This is a genomic window from Caballeronia humi, from assembly GCF_001544475.1.
Taxonomy (GTDB): domain Bacteria; phylum Pseudomonadota; class Gammaproteobacteria; order Burkholderiales; family Burkholderiaceae; genus Caballeronia; species Caballeronia humi.
On record NZ_FCNW02000008.1, the window covers coordinates 1 to 21,884 of the forward strand.

22 protein-coding genes and 2 pseudogenes are annotated in these 21,884 nt (G+C 63.5%); 8 read left to right on the forward strand and 16 right to left on the reverse strand.

What is annotated here, in order from left to right; genetic code table 11:
- Positions 1 to 205: 205 nt before the first annotated feature.
- Positions 206 to 544 carry a hydroxyisourate hydrolase gene (uraH, locus tag AWB65_RS10780; protein WP_087667153.1) on the forward strand — a complete coding sequence of 113 codons (339 nt, stop codon included), beginning with the start codon at positions 206 to 208 and terminating at the stop codon, positions 542 to 544.
- 108 nt (positions 545 to 652) lie between these two features.
- Here uraH and AWB65_RS10785 read toward each other — a convergent pair whose 3' ends face one another.
- From AWB65_RS10785 to AWB65_RS10810, 6 genes and pseudogenes are all read right to left on the reverse strand, one after another.
- A complete protein-coding gene (locus tag AWB65_RS10785) occupies positions 653 to 1,021 on the reverse strand; it encodes a BON domain-containing protein (protein ID WP_087667154.1) in 369 nt (122 codons plus the stop codon).
- A 221-nt stretch (positions 1,022 to 1,242) separates the two neighbouring features.
- The gene (locus AWB65_RS10790; protein WP_125474110.1) at positions 1,243 to 1,791 is read right to left on the reverse strand and encodes a PH domain-containing protein; all 549 of its coding nucleotides are present in this window, start codon (positions 1,789 to 1,791) and stop codon (positions 1,243 to 1,245) included.
- Between the two features lie 130 nt (positions 1,792 to 1,921).
- Positions 1,922 to 2,397: pseudogene (locus AWB65_RS10795) on the reverse strand (nuclear transport factor 2 family protein).
- A 56-nt stretch (positions 2,398 to 2,453) separates the two neighbouring features.
- Positions 2,454 to 2,909 (reverse strand): DUF3331 domain-containing protein, encoded by a 456-nt coding sequence (locus AWB65_RS10800; protein ID WP_087667156.1) that lies wholly within the window; start codon positions 2,907 to 2,909, stop codon positions 2,454 to 2,456.
- Between the two features lie 50 nt (positions 2,910 to 2,959).
- Complete coding sequence (locus AWB65_RS10805; RefSeq protein ID WP_087667157.1) at positions 2,960 to 3,904, reverse strand: helix-turn-helix domain-containing protein; 945 nt, start codon at positions 3,902 to 3,904, stop codon at positions 2,960 to 2,962.
- 260 nt (positions 3,905 to 4,164) lie between these two features.
- Positions 4,165 to 4,986: an alpha/beta fold hydrolase gene (locus AWB65_RS10810; RefSeq protein ID WP_087667158.1), complete on the reverse strand. Its 822-nt coding sequence runs from the start codon at positions 4,984 to 4,986 to the stop codon at positions 4,165 to 4,167.
- Between the two features lie 192 nt (positions 4,987 to 5,178).
- Between AWB65_RS10810 and AWB65_RS37735 the strand changes: the two are divergent.
- Positions 5,179 to 5,659: pseudogene (locus tag AWB65_RS37735) on the forward strand (RND transporter); the annotation flags it as partial.
- A gap of 105 nt (positions 5,660 to 5,764) precedes the next feature.
- Here the strand turns inward: AWB65_RS37735 and AWB65_RS10820 are convergent.
- Positions 5,765 to 7,057 (reverse strand): chloride channel protein, encoded by a 1,293-nt coding sequence (locus tag AWB65_RS10820; protein ID WP_087667159.1) that lies wholly within the window; start codon positions 7,055 to 7,057, stop codon positions 5,765 to 5,767.
- Positions 7,058 to 7,602: 545 nt separating this feature from the next.
- Positions 7,603 to 8,457, reverse strand: a complete 855-nt coding sequence (locus AWB65_RS10825) for a LysR family transcriptional regulator (RefSeq protein WP_087667160.1) — start codon at positions 8,455 to 8,457, stop codon at positions 7,603 to 7,605.
- Positions 8,458 to 8,573: 116 nt separating this feature from the next.
- Between AWB65_RS10825 and AWB65_RS10830 the strand changes: the two genes are divergently transcribed.
- Both AWB65_RS10830 and AWB65_RS10835 read left to right on the forward strand, forming a co-directional pair.
- The gene (locus AWB65_RS10830; RefSeq protein ID WP_087667161.1) at positions 8,574 to 9,278 is read left to right on the forward strand and encodes a haloacid dehalogenase type II; all 705 of its coding nucleotides are present in this window, start codon (positions 8,574 to 8,576) and stop codon (positions 9,276 to 9,278) included.
- Positions 9,279 to 9,293: 15 nt separating this feature from the next.
- Positions 9,294 to 10,082: an aldolase gene (locus AWB65_RS10835; protein ID WP_087667162.1), complete on the forward strand. Its 789-nt coding sequence runs from the start codon at positions 9,294 to 9,296 to the stop codon at positions 10,080 to 10,082.
- Between the two features lie 21 nt (positions 10,083 to 10,103).
- Here the strand turns inward: AWB65_RS10835 and AWB65_RS35540 are convergent, their stop codons facing one another.
- Complete coding sequence (locus tag AWB65_RS35540) at positions 10,104 to 10,331, reverse strand: hypothetical protein (protein ID WP_125474111.1); 228 nt, start codon at positions 10,329 to 10,331, stop codon at positions 10,104 to 10,106.
- Here AWB65_RS35540 and AWB65_RS10840 point away from each other — a divergent pair.
- From AWB65_RS10840 to AWB65_RS10850, 3 genes are all read left to right on the forward strand, one after another.
- On the forward strand, positions 10,330 to 10,776 hold the full coding sequence (locus AWB65_RS10840) for a universal stress protein (RefSeq protein ID WP_087667280.1): 447 nt from the start codon (positions 10,330 to 10,332) through the stop codon (positions 10,774 to 10,776). The genes AWB65_RS35540 and AWB65_RS10840 overlap by 2 nt on opposite strands.
- A gap of 161 nt (positions 10,777 to 10,937) precedes the next feature.
- Positions 10,938 to 11,315 (forward strand): helix-turn-helix transcriptional regulator, encoded by a 378-nt coding sequence (locus AWB65_RS10845; RefSeq protein WP_087667163.1) that lies wholly within the window; start codon positions 10,938 to 10,940, stop codon positions 11,313 to 11,315.
- A gap of 2 nt (positions 11,316 to 11,317) precedes the next feature.
- Positions 11,318 to 12,652 (forward strand): type II toxin-antitoxin system HipA family toxin, encoded by a 1,335-nt coding sequence (locus tag AWB65_RS10850; protein WP_087667164.1) that lies wholly within the window; start codon positions 11,318 to 11,320, stop codon positions 12,650 to 12,652.
- Between the two features lie 55 nt (positions 12,653 to 12,707).
- Here the strand turns inward: AWB65_RS10850 and AWB65_RS10855 are convergent, their stop codons facing one another.
- Together AWB65_RS10855 and AWB65_RS10860 are read right to left on the reverse strand one after the other, a co-directional pair.
- The gene (locus AWB65_RS10855; RefSeq protein WP_087667165.1) at positions 12,708 to 13,337 is read right to left on the reverse strand and encodes a hypothetical protein; all 630 of its coding nucleotides are present in this window, start codon (positions 13,335 to 13,337) and stop codon (positions 12,708 to 12,710) included.
- 108 nt (positions 13,338 to 13,445) lie between these two features.
- On the reverse strand, positions 13,446 to 14,681 hold the full coding sequence (locus AWB65_RS10860) for an MFS transporter (RefSeq protein ID WP_087667166.1): 1,236 nt from the start codon (positions 14,679 to 14,681) through the stop codon (positions 13,446 to 13,448).
- A gap of 263 nt (positions 14,682 to 14,944) precedes the next feature.
- On the opposite strand from AWB65_RS10860, the gene AWB65_RS10865 reads away from it, so the two are divergent.
- Positions 14,945 to 15,415 (forward strand): RidA family protein, encoded by a 471-nt coding sequence (locus AWB65_RS10865; RefSeq protein WP_087667167.1) that lies wholly within the window; start codon positions 14,945 to 14,947, stop codon positions 15,413 to 15,415.
- 8 nt (positions 15,416 to 15,423) lie between these two features.
- Here AWB65_RS10865 and AWB65_RS10870 read toward each other — a convergent pair whose 3' ends face one another.
- From AWB65_RS10870 to AWB65_RS10890, 5 genes are all read right to left on the reverse strand, one after another.
- Positions 15,424 to 16,341 (reverse strand): LysR family transcriptional regulator, encoded by a 918-nt coding sequence (locus tag AWB65_RS10870; RefSeq protein WP_087667168.1) that lies wholly within the window; start codon positions 16,339 to 16,341, stop codon positions 15,424 to 15,426.
- A gap of 7 nt (positions 16,342 to 16,348) precedes the next feature.
- The gene (locus tag AWB65_RS10875; RefSeq protein WP_087667169.1) at positions 16,349 to 17,095 is read right to left on the reverse strand and encodes a YoaK family protein; all 747 of its coding nucleotides are present in this window, start codon (positions 17,093 to 17,095) and stop codon (positions 16,349 to 16,351) included.
- A 99-nt stretch (positions 17,096 to 17,194) separates the two neighbouring features.
- The gene (locus tag AWB65_RS10880; RefSeq protein WP_087667170.1) at positions 17,195 to 19,414 is read right to left on the reverse strand and encodes a hybrid sensor histidine kinase/response regulator family protein; all 2,220 of its coding nucleotides are present in this window, start codon (positions 19,412 to 19,414) and stop codon (positions 17,195 to 17,197) included.
- A 258-nt stretch (positions 19,415 to 19,672) separates the two neighbouring features.
- Positions 19,673 to 20,827, reverse strand: a complete 1,155-nt coding sequence (locus AWB65_RS10885) for a diguanylate cyclase (RefSeq protein ID WP_087667171.1) — start codon at positions 20,825 to 20,827, stop codon at positions 19,673 to 19,675.
- Positions 20,828 to 20,854: 27 nt separating this feature from the next.
- Positions 20,855 to 21,865, reverse strand: coding sequence for a chemotaxis response regulator protein-glutamate methylesterase (locus tag AWB65_RS10890; protein ID WP_087667172.1), 1,011 nt, complete (start codon positions 21,863 to 21,865; stop codon positions 20,855 to 20,857).
- Positions 21,866 to 21,884 lie beyond the last annotated feature (19 nt).

The window sequence follows — 21,884 nt, forward strand, 5'->3', positions numbered from 1 at the left end:
TTGCATGGGACCGCAGTAAGCGCTGAAGCGCTAACTCCGGTCGACCGCTTTGCATGGGACCGCAGTAAGCGCTGAAGTGCTAACTCCGGTCGACCGCTTTGCATGGGACCGCAGTAAGCGCTGAAGCGCTAACTCCGGTCGACCGCTTTGCATGGGACCGCAGTAAGCGCTGAAGCGCTAACTCCGGTCGACACAGGAGAAAGACATGGCCGCTGGCATCACAACCCACGTACTCGATGTAGCGCTCGGCAAGCCCGCCGCCGGCATGCAGATCGAACTCTTCGACATGAGCACGCAGCCGCCGAAGCTCATCACCCGCACGCGCTCCAATCGCGACGGTCGCACCGATACGCCGATCCTGCCCGCCGCGCAAGCTCGCGCGGGCGACTTCGAACTACGGTTCTGGGTAGCGGACTACTTCCGGACGCCCGACGTATTCGCGGATGTCGTGCCAGTGCGCTTCACCGTCGCCGATGCGGCGCAGCACTATCACGTGCCGCTGCTGTGCTCGCCGTGGAGCTTCGGGACGTATCGGGGGAGTTGATCGCGTTGCGGATCGCGGTCAATAGACTGATGATTTGCGAGAAACCCTGAAAAAAAACGCGGCTCCCGTTCGCCAGACCGGGAGCCGCGTGGCCGATGCGTGATCCGCTTACTGCCCGCCTTGATTGATCGACAGCGCATTCTTAACCGAACTCACGCCGGACACGCCCTTCGCGATCGAGCCGGCCTTGTCGATGTCGGCTGGGTCCGAAACGTGTCCCGCCAGCGATACGGCGCCGCCCTTCGCGAGAACGCTGATTCCAGCGGTATTGACGCCGCCCTTCGACAACGCCTGCAGCACCTTCTTGCTTAGCGCCCGATTCGCCTTTCTGGCAGTGGACTTCGACGTTCCCGCGCTGGCCGTAGCGCCGGATTGACTCGGCGTTGCCGTTGCATCGCTCGTCTGCGACCAGGCATTGAACGACGCGACGACGATCAAAGCTCCGCCCATCAACTTGAGTGTCTTGATTGCATTCATTGTTCGCTCCGGTGAGTGCGAGCCGCGCGTTCGTGGCGACTCTTGCGGGGATGGACGATCGTTCGATATCGCGCCTCATTTCAATGGATCGAGCGCGCGATGCTCAACGCGCAATCTGCTCCCGTTTTAGCAGCAGCGCCATGAGACTTTAGTCCAATAGACGGACGGAAGCGAGCGTGCAAGTGTCTCCGGTCGCGGATAGGGACGGGATAAGCGTCTATTCAGACGCCGTGAGCTTGACTGTAGTCGGCGGCGTTCGGATCGAATGTCTTCGCAGCACTGAGGCGCTCCTGACACAGCGTCACCGCCTCGACCAGTTTCGCGCGAAGCTGATCGACGTCGTGGATGCCGGGCAAACGCCGCACAGGATGAGCCAGATCGTCGGTGGTCAGGATGATCGAGCCGGCACCGAACATACGCAGCCACCACGGATGAATCGACGTGATGGTCTGAACGCGCGAAAGCTCGAGAATCGACGAGCGGCGATTGAAGATGCCCTGCGTCCAGGTGATCCGCGCGGTATCGATGACGATCCGCGTGAAGGCCGTCTTGCTGAACGGAAAGGCGACACCGATCAACACCGCTCCGGCTTGCGCGAGCAACACGGGCCAGTGAAGCGGAAAGGAACCCGACAAGCAAAGATGGATGCCGCCGATCACAGCCATGACAGCGATGCCTTTGAGGAGCGCCGGAAGGTTACAGGCCTGCGACGGCGCGCCGCTGAAAATCACCTGATTGGCCATCGCATAGTCCCCTTTATCGTGATGCACGGTCGTGTTCTTTCGTCGGCTGCGTACGGTGGGTGTGAACGCTTTGTAGCCATTGCGGCACGCCTCGACACCATTGCCGACGATCCGTCAAGTATAGCCTTAACGACGAAGACCGTCCCCGGGCGCGCCTCTAGAAGCCGAAACTGCTCGGCCCCGGATGATCTTCAGGGCGCGCTCCGAGCGCCCAAAAAAACTTGCGGTCGCTTTCGTGAATCGGCATGTCGTTGATGCATGCGTGGCGCACGGCCATCAGCCCGGTTTCATCGAACTGCCACATCTCGTTGCCGAACGATCGGAACCAGTGACCCGAATCGTCGTGCCATTCGTACGCAAACCGGACGGCGATGCGATTGTCCGTGAACGCCCACAGTTCCTTGATCAATCGATACTCCAGTTCGCGGTCCCATTTTCGCCGCAGAAACGGAACGATCTGCTCGCGGCCGGTGACAAATTCAGCGCGGTTGCGCCATTTGCTGTCCACGGAGTATGCGAGCGAGACGTTCTCGGGTTGCGCGAGTTCCAGCCGTTTTCGCCAGCACGCACTTTTTGCGCGGCGGTTTCGAGCGTGAATGGAGGAAAGGGAGGAATTGGGCTATTGGCTGACATAGAAGCGCCAGTTGGTTGAATCGTCGTCGCATCGCGCGGCGAGTGAAACGTGTTGCTCAAGCCGCTTGAGTTTCAGACTTGCACGATGGCGCACCGGTCGCAGGGTCGATCAACACGGCCTCGTGCAACACGGACTGCAGAATCATCGCTCCCGCATTCAGCGGCAAGGTGCGATAGGGACGCGGCTTGTAGATCGCATCACCCGGAGCGATCGTCAGTCCGCTCATCACGCAGGTGCCGGCCACGCGCGCACGGCTCGCGTGCCAGACCTGATCGCCGTAGGAACAAAGCGTCGAGCTGCGCCATGCAACGGTCGCGGTTGATTGCGTCGGCCGGTCGAGCACCTGGACTTGCGCCTCGAAACGCTGCCCCGCGACTGCCGGCTGGCCGCCTTTGCGTCCGAATCGTACGGCGGTCGCGGCTTGTTGATCGACGCCCGTGCCGTCCGATATCGCGGACAGCAAGCCGAGGGTTCGTAACCACGGATCGGTGAAACTCGCATCGTCCAGCATGTTCGCTCTCTCCTGTTCCAGTAGGACCGCTTGACCTTCGACGCTCACGCTTACCGGTCGATGTTCTCCTTCATCCGCCAGTTGGAAGGCGTGTCGCCGACCAGCCGCTTGAACACCGTCGTGAAGTGCGCCTGCGAGCGGAAGCCGCAGCTCAGCGCGACGTCCAGAACGTTGTGCTTCGAAGTGAGCAAAAGATGCTGCGCGTGCTCGATCCGGCGACGCGTCAGATATTCGTGCGGACGCATCCCCGTCGTACGGCGAAACTGCGAGGCGAAGTGCATGCGCGTGAGACCCGTGCTGCTGGCGATGTCCGCGAGTCCGATCGGTTCGGCGAGGTGCGCATCGACGTATTCGATCGCGCGGCTCAGACGCCATGACGGCAGCGGGCTCGCCTCGCGTGTCCGGCGCTCCGCGAGCGTGAAGTGACGCGCGACCACGCGTGATACGACCGCGAGACTCACGCTGTCCGTGAAGACCTTGCCGAGCGCGGCATCATCCGATTGCGAGACCGCGAGCGCCTGCCCGAGACGTTCGAGCGCGGGATCACGCACAAGCCTGGGATCGTCGATGCGGATATCGCCTGCATGTACACGGCCGAACATGTCTTCGTAGCATTCGGCGAGTACCTGCTGCGAGACAAAAAGATGCAATACGTCGGCAGACGATTCGAACTCGGCGCTGCAGGCCACGTCCGGCGCCGTCACCTGAACGGCGCCCGCTGCGACCCGGCCGCGCACGAGCGGCGCGCCCTCATGCTTGAACGTCAACGACGCGCACTTGAGGTTCATCGCGATGCAATGGTGTTCGGCGTTGCCCGGATTCACGACCCTCAGCGGGTGCGCCACGTTCCGCGTCCAGCGAGAGACAACGATGTTGGACGGCGACTGTGGATCGACGGGACGGCGCCATTGATGCTCGATGCCGATCGGGCTGGCCCTTCTCGTCGGTGCGACATCCACGGCGGCGTCGGGAAGAAAAGTCATCGAGCTGGTCATGATCTGGTCGTCCGGTTGAGTAGGTCGGGGTTGCGACGACTCCAAGGTATCGCAGGGCAAACGCGGCGCCCATCCCTACCTTAGGTTGACTCTCGTGACCAATGGTTGGGGCGACTCATATTCAGGTTTAGTCTTGCGGCTTTAGCGGGCTGCGGCGCGGGATGAATAAAGCCCAGACAGAGTCATACTCAGGTATAGGTTCCAAACGCAAAACGCCGCTCTGTCTCGACTGGAGCGGCGTTTTCCTTCAACAAATGTAGCTACGACCGGATGAACTCCAGCAAGTCCGCGTTCACGCGATCCGCATGCGTCGTACACATCCCATGCGGCGCGCCCGCATAAATCTTAAGCTTCGCATTCGGCATGAACTTCGCCGACAGCTTGCCCGAATCGTCGAGCGGAACGATCTGGTCGTCGTCGCCCTGAAGGACGAGCGCCGGCACGGTGATCTTCTTCAAATCTTCCGTGAAATCGGTTTCTGAAAACGCTTTCACGCAGTCGTACAAGCCCTTGATCGAGCCTTGCATACCGAGCAGCCAGAACGAGTCGATCGTGCCTTGCGAAACCCTGGCATCCGGCCGATTAAAACCGTAAAAGGGCAGCGCCAGGTCCTTGAAGAACTGCGAGCGATTGTCGTGGACGCCGTGGCGAATATCGTCGAATACGGAGAGCGGCAAACCGCCCGGATTCGCTTCCGTCTTCAGCATGACCGGCGGCACGGAAGCGATGAGCACCGCCTTCGCCACGCGCTTCGTCCCATGACGGCCGATATAGCGCACCACTTCGCCGCCGCCGGTCGAATGGCCGACCATTACGATGTTCTTCAGATCGAGCGACTCGATCAGTTCCGCGAGGTCGTCCGCATAGGTGTTCATCTCGTTGCCGTTCCACGGCTGCGACGAACGCCCGTGGCCGCGGCGGTCATGCGCGATCACGCGATAGCCGCGCTCGGCGAGATACATCATCTGTGCGTCCCAGGCGTCCGCGTCGAGCGGCCAGCCGTGCGAGAACGTGATCGGCTGGCCCGTGCCCCAATCCTTGTAATAGATCTCCGTGCCGTCCCTGGTTGTGAAGTAAGCCATCTCTACTGCTCCTTTCGGTCTGGTTGAACGCCATGCGCCGTCGTGGCATGCGTGACAGTGAGTATTCGCGACGGCCAGGAGACGCCTGTTTCATATCGCCCGGATTGTTTGGATTCGCACGCTCGAACTCGTCGCTTGTTTCGTTGAAGGTCATCGTGCGAATCGGCAACGACAGTGCTTCAGGCTGAAGTGGTCAACGCAAGCGACAACGCGCAGGCAAGCGAAGCCGTTCTCGAAGTGGTGCGCCTGGCGATGCGCAGCGATCTCGCCCGCCACTACTTCCTGGTGCGTGCGCTGGAGATCCAGAAGAAGTTCCTCGACGACAGCGTCACCGCTTACGCCGCTGCGTTCAGGATTCTCCAGCAGCAAGTGGCCGACGGCGCGATCGACGCTTCCGCCGCCGCGCAAGCGCAAACGCAACGCGAAAGCACCCGCTTGCAGGCCACCGACATCGACGTTCAAATCGCGCAGACGACGCATGCGATCGCGATCGCTGATCGGCGTGCCGGCATCGTCGTTTTCATTGCCGCCGAAGATCGAGACGACGGCCGTGCCGCAGATTCCCGCAGGCGTGCCTTCGAAACTGCTGGAGCGGCGGCCGGATATCGCGGCGGCCGAGCGGCGCGTAGCCGCGGCGAATGCGCAGATCGGTCAGGCAAATGCGGCGTTCTGGAAGCGCAGATTCAGGCGCGGCGACTGGCGGCGAGCGTGGTGTTGGCGACAGCGTTTGGTGGCGGACGGGATCGGGCAGCACCGGATTCATCGGCGGAAAGATTGCTCAGGCCACGACGCTATTTCGCACGCGTGCCGCTACGACGCCACTCACGCATTCCGACGCAGCCACCGACCCCGCAACCGCAATCAACACCGGGATCAAAAATGCCTGACTCGGCTGCGTGAATTCGAAGATCAGCGTGACCGCTGTCAACGGTACGCGCATCGAGGAAGCAAGGAACGCCGCCGCACCGATCACGGCGAACGCGCCGAGCGGCGTGCCCGGCAAGAGCATCGACCATGCGCCGCCCAGCACGATCGCCAGCAGCGCGCCGTTGCACAATCCAGGCGTCAGCAAGCCGCCCTCTGCACCGGCGCGGAGACTCGTCCATGTGATCAGCACGCGCAGCATCAACAGGATAGCGGCGAGGCGCAACGGTATGGAACCATCGAAGCCTACTTGCGCGGGCCCCTTGCCGTTGCCGAGTAGTATCGGGAATTGCGTCGCAAGCAGGCCGATGAAGAGAAAGTTGAGAGCGCACAGGAACGGCAGCCAGTTACCACGCGGAGCGTTAGCGCGCGCTGAACCGGTGATCCGCGTAAATTGATACGCCGCGAGACCGATAAGCGGCCCGGCCAGCGCCGACCAGATCATCAGCGAAGGCGTGGCTGCATAGTGCGGCACCGCGTACTGCGGCAAGTCGCCGAGACCCAGTCGCGCGACGAGCGCCGCGATCACCGACGTGACGACCGCAGGCACCAGCGCACGCCAGCCAAAACTAACGAGCAATCCTTCAAGGACATAAAGCGCGCCTGCGACGGGCACGTTGTAGACGGCTGCGAGCCCCGCCCCCGCGCCACAAGCCACCATCACCTTCGATTCGTCTGACGTGAGCCGCGCCCATGAACACAGCTTGCCCGCGATCATCGCGGCCACTTCGCGCGGTGCGACTTCGCGTCCGAGCGGCGACCCGAGCGCAACCGTCACGATCTGCAGCAACGCATGACAAGTCGTCGCGACGACAGGCATGCGCGGATCGTTGCCCTTCACCGCACGCGCGATGCTGACGAGCGGCCGGCACCAGCGATACACCGCCCACCAGCCGACTCCCGCGAGCAAACCGCAGACGCCGAGCACAGCCACGCGACGCAGCGGGCTGGCCGCCTCGACGCCGTCGAGGAAGCTCTCGCCGTGAAAGAGCGACGCGAAGCCGTAGCCATACGCGAGATGCTGGATCGCGTGCAACAGCGCGGCGAGCCCCAGCCCGCTGAGACCACCAGCGAGCCCTGTCAAGCCGACGACAACGCCCCACCGCAACGCATGGCTAACAGCAAACGGTCCGGATGCGGGTTGCACGCTCGACGCTCCCTATGTCGTTAACGCCTGATTCAGCATGCTGCCCGCCAGCGCCGCCAGCGTGTCGCGCAGCGGGTTCAGCATCATGAAATCATGCATCGTACCGAGGAAGCGCACCGCCGTCACGTTCACGCCCGCGTATGGCCAACCTCATCCGGCCGTTATCAAACCTGTATCTGGCCGTCATGGTGCGTTGACATGACGCTGCACGGCGGGTCCATTCAAAGTAGCGAATCGGTATCGCCAGAACCATCCCTACGTTCGTTCGCACGACGCTGCGATTGGTTTGTCCGACTCATATGCAGGTGTGGGTTCTTCGCGGCGTCACGCGCATTCGCGACCTCACACTCAGGTACGTTTCCATCATGCAGCCGGCTGTCATGTCGAGTCGTTCGTAGGTGGTTCGTCATCGACGATTCTTTAATGTGCGGTCATTGCGGCAAGAGTTGCCATGAACCCGCATTGAACTGAGTGACAGTGAATACGATCGAGTGGCCCGAGACAACTCAGCGCGACCTTGAGCGTTGCCATCGCGCGTCCGCGCTTTAGCTAGACGACGCCTGAACCGCGATCTCCGAGCGCAAGAAATCGACCAGCGATCGCTGAAGCGCATTGAGCGGCCCGCCCGAACTGACGAGCGCGAGTTCCGAGGGAGGCAAAGGCGGCAACCCGTCGCATAGACGATGATCGGGGAGCAAAGCAGTGGTGGGCAGCGCCGAAATTCCCAGCCCCGACGATACGGCCGCCTGAATCCCCGTCAGGCTATGACTGCCGAACGCGATGCGCCAGCGCCGGTGCGCCTTGTCGAGACTCCGGATCGCGCGCTGCCGATAAATGCAGCCTTGCGGAAAAACCGCCAGCGCGACGGGTTCGTCGTCGATCTGAGATTGCGGTCCCTGAACCCAGACGAGCGACTCGGGCCACGAAGCGAGACACTCCCCGCTGCCCGGCTCGCGCTTCACCAACGCGATTTCGATCTCGCCCGCCGTGAGCTTGCGCTGCAAGTCGAAACTCATGCCGGCGACGGTTTCCAGCCGCGCGCCGGGCCGCGCCTTCATAAAGCCGGAGAGCATCGCCGTCATGCGTTTCGCGTCGAAATCCTCCGGCACGCCGATGCGAAGCGGCACCAGTTCGACGTCACTCGTCAGCGCGTCGTGCGCTTCCTGCGCGAGCGACAGCAGCCGCCGCGCGTATTGCGCCAGCACTTCACCGTGCTCCGTGGCGGTCACCTGATTGCCGGTGCGATCGCGCAGCAGCAGCGCACAACCCACCGACTCTTCCAGCTTGCGAATCTGCTGGCTCACCGTCGATTGCGTACGATGCACGCGCTCACCGGCACGCGTGAAGCTGCCTTCTTCGACCACACAAACGAGTGTGTTCAAGAGTTCGAGATCGAGCATGGTCTCTTCCGATCGATATTTACTTTATCACTGAGATTAACATATAAATTTAATTTCCCACTATCTGACGCCTGACCTACGCTATCGACATCCCCAACTTTTCGACGGATGCTCCCATGACATTGCACGCGACTCCTCGCCCGAAGTGGCTGACATTTGATTGCTACGGCACGCTGATCCAGTGGGATGAAGGCCTGCAGGCCGCGGTGCGCAACATCCTGGCGACGAAGCCGCGCCACGACATCGACCCTGCCAGACTTATCGCGGTGTACGATCGGCACGAGCACGCGCTGGAACAGACGTCGCCGCATCGGAGTTTTCGCGAGGTGGCAGGCGCCGGGCTCCGGCTGGCGATGGAGGAACTCGGTTTGCCCAGCGCACCAGGCGACACTGAACTGCTGACCGGGCGCATCTCCGCGATGCCGCCGTTCAGCGAAGTCGTCGATACGCTGCGGCAGCTCAAGAAATCAGGCTATCGGCTGTGCATCGTGTCGAATACCGACGACGACATCATCGCCGGCAACGTCGCGCAGCTCGGCGGTCATATCGATCGCGTGATCACCGCGCAGCAGGCCGGCGCGTACAAGCCGGATCGCCGGCTGTTCGATTACGCCCACGAACAACTGGGCGTCACGAAGGACGACGTCGTGCACATCTGCGCGAGCCCGCATCTCGATCATGGGGCGGCGCGCGATATCGGGTTCCGGTGTATCTGGATCGACCGCGGCACGGGGCGCACGCTGCTTCCCGACTATCGCCCGGACGCGACGCTTTCGACGCTCGATGAAGTGCCGCCCCTCTTTGCTTCGCTCGGCTGGTGATCCCAGGGACAACATATGGCGCATACGCTTTCATCCGTTTCCAACGCTCAGTCGGCAGGCCACCGGCGACTCGATAGCGACGAGATCGTGCAGGCACGCATCGAACTGGCTGCGTGTTTTCAGCTCGCGGCGCAGCTCGGTTTCGAGGAAGGCATCTGCAACCATTTCTCCGCCGTCGTGCCCGGACATGACGATCTGTTTTTCGTGAATCCGTACGGGTACGCGTTCTCCGAGGTCACGGCGTCGCGGCTTCTGATCTGCGATTTCGACGGCAACGTGATCGAGGGTGACGGCAAGCCCGAAGCCACCGCGTTCTATATTCATGCGCGGCTGCATCGCCTGATGCCGCGCGTGAAGGCGGCTTTTCACACGCACATGCCGAACGCCACGGCGTTGTGTCTGCTCGAAGGGCCGCCGTTGTTGTGGCTCGGTCAGACCGCCTTGAAGTTCTACGGCCGCACAGCGGTGGATGAGGACTACAACGGTCTCGCACTGGACCAATCGGAAGGCGACCGGATCGCGGCCGCGCTCGGCGACGCGGATATCCTGTTCCTGAAAAACCACGGCGTGATGGTGGCGGGCGCGAGCATCGCGGAAGCCTGGGACGACCTGTATTACCTCGAACGCGCGGCCGAAGTGCAACTCAAAGCGATGAGCGCCAATCGCCCGCTCAAGCCCGTCCCGGCGGATATCGCGCAACGTGCCTACGAACAGATGCGTCTCGGCGACAAGGAAAGCGCTCGCGCGCATCTCGACAGCGCCATGCGGGAGCTTCGCAGGCGCGGGGTGGCATTCGAGACGTGATGAAGCTTCGCGCTGCGATGGTCACTTTTTTTTGGCGGGGCTCGCGGTCGGGTCGCTGACGAGGAAGCGGCGACGCGGTTGACCGCCGGAAAGGCGAGCTTTCTTGTCACGCGTCAATTCTCCGCACGGCGCCTTCGCCCAACCGTCGCCTATACTGTAATCGCGATGTAATATTTTGTTGACGAGGCTCGCTTGGCGATCTTTCGATGCGTCGGGCGGGCCCGGAACGCGATTGGAGGACGTCATCATGTTCAAGCACCTGCTTGTGGCGACGGACGGGTCCGCGCTGTCGGAAAGCGCGGCCCAGATGGCCGTGGGACTCGCCAAGGAAAACAACGCGACGGTCACGGGGATCTATATGGTGCGCCCGTTCCATATGACCATCTATAGCGCCGAAATGGTCGGCTATACGGAAGACGAATTCCTCGCCTCCGATCGCGCGCGCGCCGAGGAATACCTCACGACGGTCCGGAATATCGCCGCGCACGCGGGCGTCGAATGCGACACGGTGGCAGCGAGCGGCTCGCATCCGTACGAGGCGATCCTCGATACCGCGAAAGAGCGGAACTGCGACCTTATCGTAATGGCGTCGCACGGACATGGCGGCATTCGCGGCCTGCTGATCGGAAGCGAAACGCAGAAGGTGCTCACGCATAGTCACCTGCCGGTGCTTGTCGTGCGGCCTCCGGTGTAGGGTCGGGCCGCGCGCAATTGAGAGGTTTCATGGGCCGGCTTTGTCCGGCTCTTTTTTTGACCTATCGACCGCCACTTTTTACAGTCATTAGCTTGTATCGATACAAAACAGCGTATAGACTGTTATTTCGATTTACAGCTTTAGACCTGTAGGAGCCTCCGGTGGACTATCCGGTCAAGACACTTAGCCAGCTACGGCCGATCCTGCTGGGCTTCCGCAAGGCTGGGGGACTCACGCAGGCCGCAATGGCCGCTCACCTCGGTGTGACGCAGCAGACGTATGCCCAACTGGAGGCGAACCCCGCCGCCGTCAGCGTGGAGCGGCTGTTCAAGGTTTTGCGCGTGCTGGGTGTCGATCTGATGCTGACGCAAACCGCAGAGGATGCCGGCAATGTCGTCTATCCACAAGACGCCCCGTCAAAGCCCGCTCTGGCCGAAGAGCACATGCCCGAGTACAACGTGCCCAAACCCGCCGCACGAAAGAAAAGCCCGACGCCCGCAAAGCGGGCATCCGTCGCGAAGAAAAGGGAGAACTGGTAAGCATGGCGCGCCGCACGCAACCGGGACGGCTCGACCTGTGGATGAACGGATTGCCTGTCGGTTATTGGGAGACGGCGCGCGGGGCCGAGCGCCTCGTTTACCGCGACGACTGGATCGACGACCGCCAAGGCCGTCCGTTATCGCTTTCGCTGCCTTTTACGCCGGGCAACCAGCCGTATCGAGGGCAAGTCGTCACCGACTATTTCGACAACCTCCTGCCCGACAGCGAGCCCATCCGCCGACGTATCGCCGCGCGCTACCGGACCGGCGGCACCGCGCCCTTCCAGTTGCTCGCGAAACTCGGCCGCGACTGCGTCGGCGCGATCCAGATGCTGCCGCCCGACGAAGAACCCGTCGACCTGGAGAGCATCCGCGGGCGAGCCCTGAGCGAGGCGGACATCGCGCGCCTGTTACGCGACACCATCGCGGCGCCCACGATGGGACAGCACGAATCGGTCGATGATCTGCGCCTCTCGATTGCCGGTGCGCAGGAAAAAACCGCCCTTCTCTGGCACGGCGATCAGTGGCTTCTGCCCGAAGGCAGCACGCCGACGACGCACATCTTCAAACTGCCGCTCGGGCTCGTCGGCAACATGCGCGCCGACATGCGGACCTCGGTGGAAAACGAATGGCTCTGCTCGAAGATCGTCGCGGCTTACGGCTTGCCGATCGCCCGCTGCGAGATTGCCCGTTTCGACGACCAGAAGGTGCTCGTCGTCGAGCGGTTCGATCGAAGCCCGTCGAGCGACGAGACCTGGATCGTGCGGCTGCCGCAGGAGGACATGTGCCAGGCGACAGGGACGTCCGCGCTACAGAAGTATCAGGCGGACGGCGGTCCCGGTATCGAGGCGATCATGGAAGTGCTGTCGGCGTCGGAGCGTGCAGTGGAAGACCGGCGCGACTTCTTCATGACGCAGATGGTCTTCTGGCTGCTCGCCGCCACCGACGGCCACGCGAAGAACTTCAGCATCGCGCACCTTCCCGGCAACCGCTACCGCTCGACACCGCTCTATGACGTACTTTCCGCGCATCCCATCATCGGCACCGAAGGCAACCAGTTCGCCGCGCAGCGCGTGAAACTCGCGATGGCCGTGCGCAGCCGCAACGTCCACTACCTGATCAACGAGATCCAGCAGCGGCACTGGATCGCGCAAGGTCAGCGAGTCGGGTTTTCGAAGGCGGATGTCGAAGCGATGATCGGCGAGTTGACGGCGCGAACGGCGAGCGTGATCGACGAAATAGCCGCGCTGCTGCCGCGCGATTTCCCGCTGGACGTCGCCGATGCGATTTTCAACGGCATGCGCCGGCTGAACCGGAGGCTCGCGGTGACGGCGTGAATCATCCCGACACATGCCGACCACCCCCTGATACGTTCGCGGCGAAGCGATAAATTCACGCCGCGCCCGGAAACGAAGCGGCGATGACCACGGCAATGAGCGGAACGTAGAACAGCAGAACGGGGGGATACAGCAATTCGGGGAACATCAGGCCGAACCAGAGAAGCGTCGATACGACGACCTTACGGACCCTCGTTGCGCGGCTTTCCTTCCAGCCCCACCGTTCCAGCTTCCCGGATACACGCTCGCCGAAATCGATGCTTTCCTTGTCCGCCGTGTACTGGCTCGACAACGTGAGTGATATTCGCGGGCCGTCGTAGTCGGCTTCCTTGCGCAGCGCTTCTTCGATCACGAATACGCGGTTGATCGCGCGCCGCTTCACGACCCGTATCGAAAGCTCCGACATCAGCAACGCGATGATCGCCGTCAGCGCGAGCAGGACGAACAGGCCGGTACTGATCGGCGAGCCCTTCGAGAAATGCGCGGTCATCGCCGCGCCGACGAGTACCAGCAACCAGCCGCGAATGGAGAAATCGAAACCATCGTAGCGTCCGATGATGGCTTGCAACTGCCGCCACTCCTCCATCGCGCGTTCGTCGGACTTGGAAGCGGATTGCGTGTCCGGCGCGTTGATGGTTCGATTGCGATCGCGAAACAGTCTGGAGCCGATGGCTCGTCGCATCATGGTCGCGCTCCTGTCAGGCGAAGCAATCCCGGGAGTGTCGATCCATCCGGCTTCAGGCTAATGTGCGCTGGCTAACATTTATCCTTGACGGGTGAGTATCTTGAACCATCACTCCGGCGTCGCGTTGCAGGGAATCGCGGCGCCCTCGGAAGCCTCTGTCCCGATGCTCGCGAGCGCCGCCAGCCCCAGCAAGGCCAGCGCGCCGCCCAACATGAAATCGGCGGGAATGCCGACGTGATCGACCACCGTGCCGCCGACGAACGACCCCGCCGCGATCGCCACCTGGATGATGCTCACGAAAAGCGCCGAACCCGCTTCCGGCTGTTCGGGCGTCGCACGCTGGATCCACACGCTGAAGCAAAGCGGCAATGCGCCGAAGGCGATGCCCCACGCCAGCACGACCGCGCTTACGCCGAACTCCGAGTGACGCAGCACGGGCATCAGCAGCAACGCGAACATCAAGAGGGACACCATCGCCGCGACGGAGAGCTTGAGGTTGCGCACAACCGCAGCCGATGCCACGAAATTCGAAACGAAGCCGATGACACCGAAGCCGAGCAAGAGCCACGTGATCGTCGACATATCGAGATGGGCGTCGCCGAGCAGGAACGGCGTGACGTACGTATAGGACGAGAAGTGCGCGCCGAACACGAGCGCCACCATCAGCAAACTTCTGCGGGGATGCGAGCGCCGCAGCAGCAGCGTGAGATCGGAGAGCCGCAACGCCGCCGCCGACGGCAGCGACGGCACGAGGAGCAACTGTGCCACCAGCGCGACGGCGACGAGTCCGCCCGTCGCCATGAACGAGACCCGCCACGATGCCAGGCTCGCGATGAACGTGCCGAGCGGCACGCCGATCACCGTCGCGCAGGTCACGCCAGTGAGGATCATCGCCATCGCCCGGGCTGCGTCTCTGGGCTCGACGAGGCGTCTTGCTGCCGACGTGGCGAGCGTCCAGAAACCACCCAACGCTGCGCCCAGGAGCGCGCGCCCAACCAGCATGACGGTGAAATTCGGCGCGAACGCGGACAACAGGTTCGACGCGAGCAGCATCGCGGTGAGCAGCAGGAACACATGACGACGATCCATGCGCCCCGCGCCGAGCATCAATCCGGGTGCCGAGATCGCGGCGATGATTCCCGGCGTCGTGACCATCAGTCCGGCGGTTCCCGGCAGCACGTCCAGTTCGCTGGCGACGTGCGGCAGCAGTCCGACCGGCAGGAATTCCGTCGTGACGAACGCGAATGCGCCGATCGTCACCGCTGCTACGGCGAGCCACTGGCGCAACGATGAAGGTGTGTCGCTTAGAGGTAGATCGCTAACGGTTGAGGAGACGTTTTCCATCGATAGGTTTTTTTAAGGTTGTGCGGCAGCGGAGGAGATTCCGGGCCAGTCGTTGCCGCAACATAACATCGCATCAAGGGTCTTGCAGAACTCACCGGATTGGTGCCTTGTCGTGGTGCATGACGAGCCGCAGAGGCAGAGAATCAGGCAATCCAGCGTCGCCTGTTCCCTCATGTATCAACTCCTTTTCGGCTCAGGGGCTTTTTCGCGGTGCTGCCGCTTTCTATAGTTCAACCCAAGCCAAACCAAGCAAGGAGATCATGATGTCCGTCGAAACCCGTCTCGCCGCACGCGGCCTCGCCCTGCCCGAGCCGCCCAAGCCACTCGGCCGCTACACGGCGACAAGTGAAGCCGGAGACCTGCTGTTCGTGTCAGGACAACTGCCGCTGCGCGATGGCCGCGTCGCGTTTCAAGGGCGCGTCGGAGAAGACGTGAGCGTCGAGGAAGGCCGCCAGGCCGCCGAAATCGCCGCGCTCAACGTGCTCGCGCAAATCCACGCGCATCTGGGCGGATTCGATCGGCTGGAGCACATCGTGCGGGTCGAGGGGCATGTCGCGAGCGCCGATGGCAATTTCGAGCAACCCGCCGTGATCGACGGCGCATCCGATCTCTTCGCCGATGTGCTCGAATCGAAGGCCGGTCACGCGCGATCCGCGTTCTCGCACCGCCAGTTGCCGGCGAACGCGAGCGTGGTGCTCGTGGTCATCGCGAAGATCAGGCCGCAGGGCGACTGACGCGCCGCTCAAATCACGAGCCGCTTCTTCTCGATCAGGAAATCGACGAAGGCGCGCACGCGCGACGACATGTGCCGCGCATGCGGATAGAGGAGCACGAACGGGCGCGTCGCGCCGCCGTGCTCTTTCAGCACTTCGACGAGCGTACCCGCGCGCAGGTCCTCCTCCACGACGAAGCGATACGTCTGGAACAGTCCCGCCCCCGCGCGCGCGAGCGTGACGCCACCTAGCACGTCTTCCGCGCAGCCGTAGCTGCCGGCGGTCGGCACGTCGATGTCTTCGGCGTCTGTACGCAGCGTCCACACGAGACGCCGCCCGCTGCTCGGCATATCGAACTGGATGCACTCGTGACGCAAGAGATCTTCAGGCGTCGCCGGCGTTCCCGCGCGGCGCAGATAACCCGGCGTCGCGACGACGACGAGTTCCGCATCTTCGAGCTTGCGTGCGATCAGGTTCGAATCGTCGGGTGCCTTGCCGCGCACGGAGAGATCGAAGACGTCGTCGGCGAAATCGACGTTGCGGTTGCTGATGTGCGTCTCGACCCTGACATCCGCATGGCGCTGCCTGAATTCAGGCAGCAGCGGCAGCACGCGATAGTGCGCATAGGGCGTCGGCAGGCTGATGCGCAGCGTGCCCGCCGGGTGGCCGTGCTGGCCGCTCACCTGACGCTCGGCATCGACGAGTTGCGCGAGCGCGCCGCGGCATTGTTCGAAGTAGATCTGGCCTTCGTCGGTGAGACGGATCTGGCGCGTCGTGCGCACGAAAAGCCGCACGCCGAGTCTTCCTTCGAGCCGCGACACGGAGCGGCTCACGGCAGCCGGCGTCACGCTGGCGGCGATCGCGGCCGCGCTGAAGCTGCTCAGTTCGGCGGCGAGGCAAAAGAGTTCGATGCTGCCGATCTGCAAGTCGTCGAATTGACGTTTCATGTCGATCTCAAACGCGCATGCTCTTGCTGCGCAAGTCGTCGAGGACGGGGACGGCCGCGAGCGCGACGAGGATCGTCGCGAGCGGCACCGTCGCGATGAAACCGGCATGCTTGAATCCGAAGGCGCCCGCGAGCGCACCCGCGACGAACATCCCGAGCAGTGACGACAGCAGCCGCAGGCGCGCGCGATCGGCGCGCACCTTGGCTGTCCCGTCGCCGAGGTTCCAGTAGAAGAGCTTGCCCAATTCGATGCCGATATCGGTAACGAGCCCCGTCACGTGCGTCGTGCGGATTTCGGCCTTCGATATCTTCGTGATGATCGCGTTCTGCAAACCCATGACGAAGCACAGCAGGGCCACGGTCGCGGGCATGAACAGCACGCGATGCCGTTCGAGGTTCGATCCAAGCAGGCCGAAGACGAGCAGCAGCAACGCTTCGATCAGGAGCGGCATCGCGTATTCGCTGTGAGCCTGACGGCGGCGCCCCCAGTTGATGAGCATCGCCGAAGCCGCCGCGCCCGCGATGAATGCGGTCAGCGCGCTCAGGCCACCGACGAGCAACATCGTTTCGCCGATCACGAGGTTATCCGCGAGCGCCGACACGATGCCCGACATGTGGGACGTGTATTGCCCGACCGCGAGAAAACCGCCCGCGTTCGCGGCTCCCGCGACGAACGCCAGCGCGAGGCCGAGGCGCCGGTTGGCCACGCCGGTGCGGTTGCGGGCAGTCAGGCTGCGAAGATAGTGGATCGGCATGTGAAGCGCCCAGACAGACGAGCGCTCATTCTATGCCTTCAAAACGTGGACGCCGCGTGTGTTTGCGCACGACAGGCATCATGCGCACTAAGGCACGAACTAGCTCAGCCGGAGTTCAGTGCCGGCTCCGGCCAGCCGCGTCGAGACGTGCACGCGTTGCAGGAGCGCCTGCAAGTCGTCGATGTTGAACGGCTTCGCGAGGATCGTCACGCCGACGTGTTTCGCCCGCTCCAGTTCGTCGGCGTAACCGGTCATCAGCGCGATCGCCTGATGCGGCCACGTGCGCCTGACTTTCTCGGCCACGTCGATGCCGTTGTTCGCGCCCGGCATCTGGATGTCCGAGAGGATGAGGTCGAACGTCGCGCCCTCCTCCAGCGCCTTGAGCGCGGCGTCGCCGGTCAGCTCGTGACGGGCATCCCAGCCGAACACTTCCAGCACGGCGGCCAGGCCCGCCGCGACCTCCTCGTTGTCCTCGACAAGCAGCACAGAGCCCTGGCTCGACGCTCCGGCCGATGCCGCCGACTGCGCCGATGCCGCAGCATCCGACGCCTCGCCCGCCCATCGCGGGAGGAAAAGGCGGATCGTCGTGCCTTTACCCGGCACGCTGTCGATGCGCGCCGTGCCGCCCGCCTGCTCGCACATCGCCGCCACTTGCGCGAGCCCGAGGCCTGTCCCCGCGCTCGTCGTCTTGGTGGTGAAGAGCGGCTCGAATGCGCGTTGTGCGATGGCCGCCGGCATGCCGGTGCCGTCATCGGAACACGCGACGACGACGTACTCGCCCGGCTTCAGCCGCCCGGACGTGTGCTTCAACTGGACGTTTTCGCAGCGCACGGCGAACTCACCGCCGTCGGGCATCGCGTCTTTCGCATTGACGGCGATATTGATCAGCGCGGCCTGCATTTCGGTTGCGTCGACGTAGACGGGCCAGAGACCGGGCGCCGAGAAGATCGTCAGCTCTGCGTCCTCGCCGAGCGATGTCTCGATCAGCGACGTGGCGTCCGCGAGCCATTTTTTCAGATCGGTGGCTTCCTGCCGCAAGGGCTGCTTGCGCGCGACGCTCAACAGCTTGCGCGCCAGCACTTCCGCCCCGACCGATGCCCGCTCGACCGCCGTCACTTCCTTCTCCAGCCCGTTGAAGCCTTTGCGCCGCGCGAGTTCCATATTCGCCTTGACGACCATCAGCAGATTGTTGAAGTCGTGCGCGACGTTCGCTACCAGATTGCCGAGCGCGCCCATCCGTCGCATCTGGCGCGCTGTCGCTTCAGCAGAAAGACGCATGCCCACTTCGGTGCGCCAGCTTTCCCACGCCGCCTGCTCTTCCTTCAGACGACGCAACGAAAAACCAACAAGAATCCAGATTCCGCTACAAGGAAGCAAGGTCGCGAGCGCGATCAGGCCATCTTGCTGCAGCCAGCGGTTCGTCACCGCCGGTACGGCGATTCCCGCTGTCACGTAAAGCGGATACGCGCCGACCTGCCGATACGCGAGCAGCTTGTCGACGCCATCGAGTGCCGATTCGAAGCGGATGCGGCCGTGCGGTCCCGCGCCGTCGATTGCGTTGACGAGCGGCAGGTTGCGCGCGGGCGCGGGCTGTATCCGGGGAGGGGGCGATCGCACGAGAATGCCGCCATCGCGCCGATAAAGCCCGAGCGTGAGCGCGCCGTCCTGAGCCGCGAGTTCGCGGTAGAACGACATGAAATAGGCGCGTTGCAGGGAGATGGAGACGATCCCGAGGAAGCGTCCGGAGGCGTCGCGCCGGGCGGTGCTCGTGTTGAACACGTCGGCGCCGGTGACGACGCCGGTGAACGGCAGCGAAATCTCGATCTGCGTCGCGGCCGAACGGCGGCCCGTGCGAAAGTCGCTGCGATCGCTGATTGAGACGCGCGGCGCCGGAAATCCGCGGCTGCTGACGAGCAGGTCGCCGTTGCGCCCGAAGATCGCGATAGCAGCGATCTGCGGCAGGCGTTCGGTCATAGCACGCAATTCGCGATGCAATTCTTCCTGGCGCGCGAGGATTTGCACGTCGCCGTCAGTGCCCAGCATGCCGACAAGCCGCGACGACATCTCGCGGTTCAAATCGAGCACTTTGACCGCCTGCTCCTCGGCGACGCGTGCCAGGCGGTCGATAACTTCAGACGATTCGGCGATCCTGCTCCGGTATCCGAAATAACCGTAGCCGACGATGAAAAACAGGGGTGTAACGATCGACGCAACCAGAACGATGATCAGCAGGCGGCGTGTTGCACCAAAATCGCGCGGCGGAACGGGGATATCGAGAGCAGAACTGTCCAGCGCCGCTACTTCTTGATGCTCGCTCATTACAGACCCTGCTATCTTCAGAAGGCGAAGATTATCCAGATGAATCATGCACGTCAAACTGGTGCAAAAAAGGTCCGGGTCGCAAAACGCGGCTCCGAATCAGGGATCAGGTGCTTTCATCTGCCTTATCGCGCAAATGTCCTCAACCGCGAGCACGAAATCGATGCGGATTGCTATTTCGTTGCGCAAACGGCGCACCGCAATCCGGCGTCGTGCCTCTCCTGTCATTTACCCGCGTGTCGGTCAGCCGCGACAACGCTATCCCACCACCACGCGATTGCGCCCGTCGCGCTTCGCCCGATACAGCGCGACGTCGGCGGCTTCGATCAGTTGTTTCGAACCGTCTTCGCTATGCGGCGTCTGCGTCACGCCGCCGATGCTGACCGTCACCCGTCCGTGCGGCGAGCCCGAGTGCGGCACGCCCAGCGCCTCGACGGCGATGCGGATTTTTTCAGACAAAAGCCGCATCCCGGGCACGGACGTTCCCGGCAGGACGACCGCGAACTCCTCGCCGCCAAAGCGCGCAGCAAGATCCGACGAGCGGTTCAGACTCGCTTCGATCGCATGCGCGATCAACTTGAGCACGTCGTCGCCGGCAACGTGGCCGTAGGTGTCGTTATAGGACTTGAAGTTGTCGACGTCGATCATCAGGAAACCGATCGACGCCCCGTCGCGCATTGCCCGACGCCATTCGGCGCTCACGTAGTCGTCCAGACGCCGGCGGTTTGAAAGCCCCGTCAGCCCGTCCGAATTCGTCAGCCGTTGCAATTCGAGATTGGTCGCAAGTAAATGTTGCTGCGACTGCCTGAGCGCCCGATACGCCTCGTCGCGCTGCAGCAGGTTCAGATACGAGCGCGAGTGATAGCGAATCCGCGCGACGAGTTCGATCGTATCGGGCAGCTTGACCAGATAGTCGTTCGCGCCCGCCGAAAACGCCGCGCTCTTGATGCGCGGCTCTTCCTTCGTCGAGAGCACGATGATCGGGATATCGCGCGTCGACGGATTCTCGCGATACTGGCGCACGAGCGTCAGCCCGTCGACGCCCGGCATCACGAGGTCCTGCAGGATCACGGTCGGCCGCGTCTCGCGTGCGACGCGCAACGCGTCCTCGGGATTCGCGCAGTAGTGGAGATCGACATCGGGCTCGCCGGCGAGCGCGCGGCGCAGCGCCTCGGCGATGATCGCCTGATCGTCGACGAGCAGCGCCATCACCGGGCATTCCGCGGCCGGCGGCGCGTTCAGCGCGGCAGCGAGCAGATCGGCGACCGCGCGCTCGTCGGCGTGCGAGCGCGCGCTGGCCCGTTCGATGCTCGCGGCAACCGCCCCTGCGGCCGTCGCGGCTCCCGCCACACCGGCAGCGCCGACAGCGCGTCTGGCGCGTTCGGCAAGCGAATCCGGATTGGGATGTTCCATTGAGATGTCCTTGGTCAATAAGTGGTGTCAGCCAGCCGTTCTGAGTGCGGCCGTGATAGCGGGCGCGATGCGCGGCAGCGGCAGGATTTCGACGGCCGCGTTCAGCGCGGCCGCCGCTTTCGGCATGCCGTAGACCGCGCAGGTCGCTTCATCTTGCGCAATCGTGTGATAACCCTTCGCGCGCATCGTCTTCAAGCCGATCGCGCCGTCGCGCCCCATGCCGGTGAGCAGTACGCCGAGCGCGCGTCCCGTCCAGCGCTCGGCGACGCTCTGGAAGAACACGTCGACGGAAGGCCGGTATGGCAGATCCACGGGGTCCGCCGTGTAGCCGAGCCGCGTGGCATCGGCGAAATGCAGGTGGTCGTTCGTCGCGGCGAGCAGGACCGTGCCTGGCACGGGCGTGTCGCCTTCGCGCGCGATGCGCACGGGCAGCTTCGTTTGCGCGTCGAGCCATTGCGCCATGCCTTCGGCGAACGCCCGGTCGACGTGCTGCACGATCACGATCGAAGCCGCGAAATCCGCAGGCAGCGCACCGAGCAGCGTCGCGAGCGCGGCAGGCCCGCCCGCCGACGCGCCGATCGCAACCAGCGCGCCGCCTTTCGTCACGCGCGGAGCAACGCGCGCTGCGAGTGCGCCATTCGCCGCCGCGATCCGCGCGCCGATCTGGTCGATCTTCGCGATCAGCGCCGCCGCGCCGCGCCGCGCGTCGGCGCCGGCGAGTGCAGGTGTATCGACGGCATCGAGCGCGCCCGCGCCCATCGCCTCGTAGACGCGCCATGCGTTCGCGCCGACATCGACGGTCACGACGAGGATTGCGCACGGCGCTCGCGCCATGATGCGGCGCGTCGCCTCGACACCATCGAGATTCGGCATCACGAGGTCCATCAGCACGACGTCGGGCGTCTGCGCGACACAGTAGTCCACGGCCTGCGTGCCGTCGTGCGCGACCCACGCGATCTCGAAGTCCGGACGCGCGGTCAGCGCGCGCCGCAGCGCTTCCACGGCCAATGACACGTCGTTGACGATGCCGATTCTCATCGCGGCTCCTGGTTGCTTT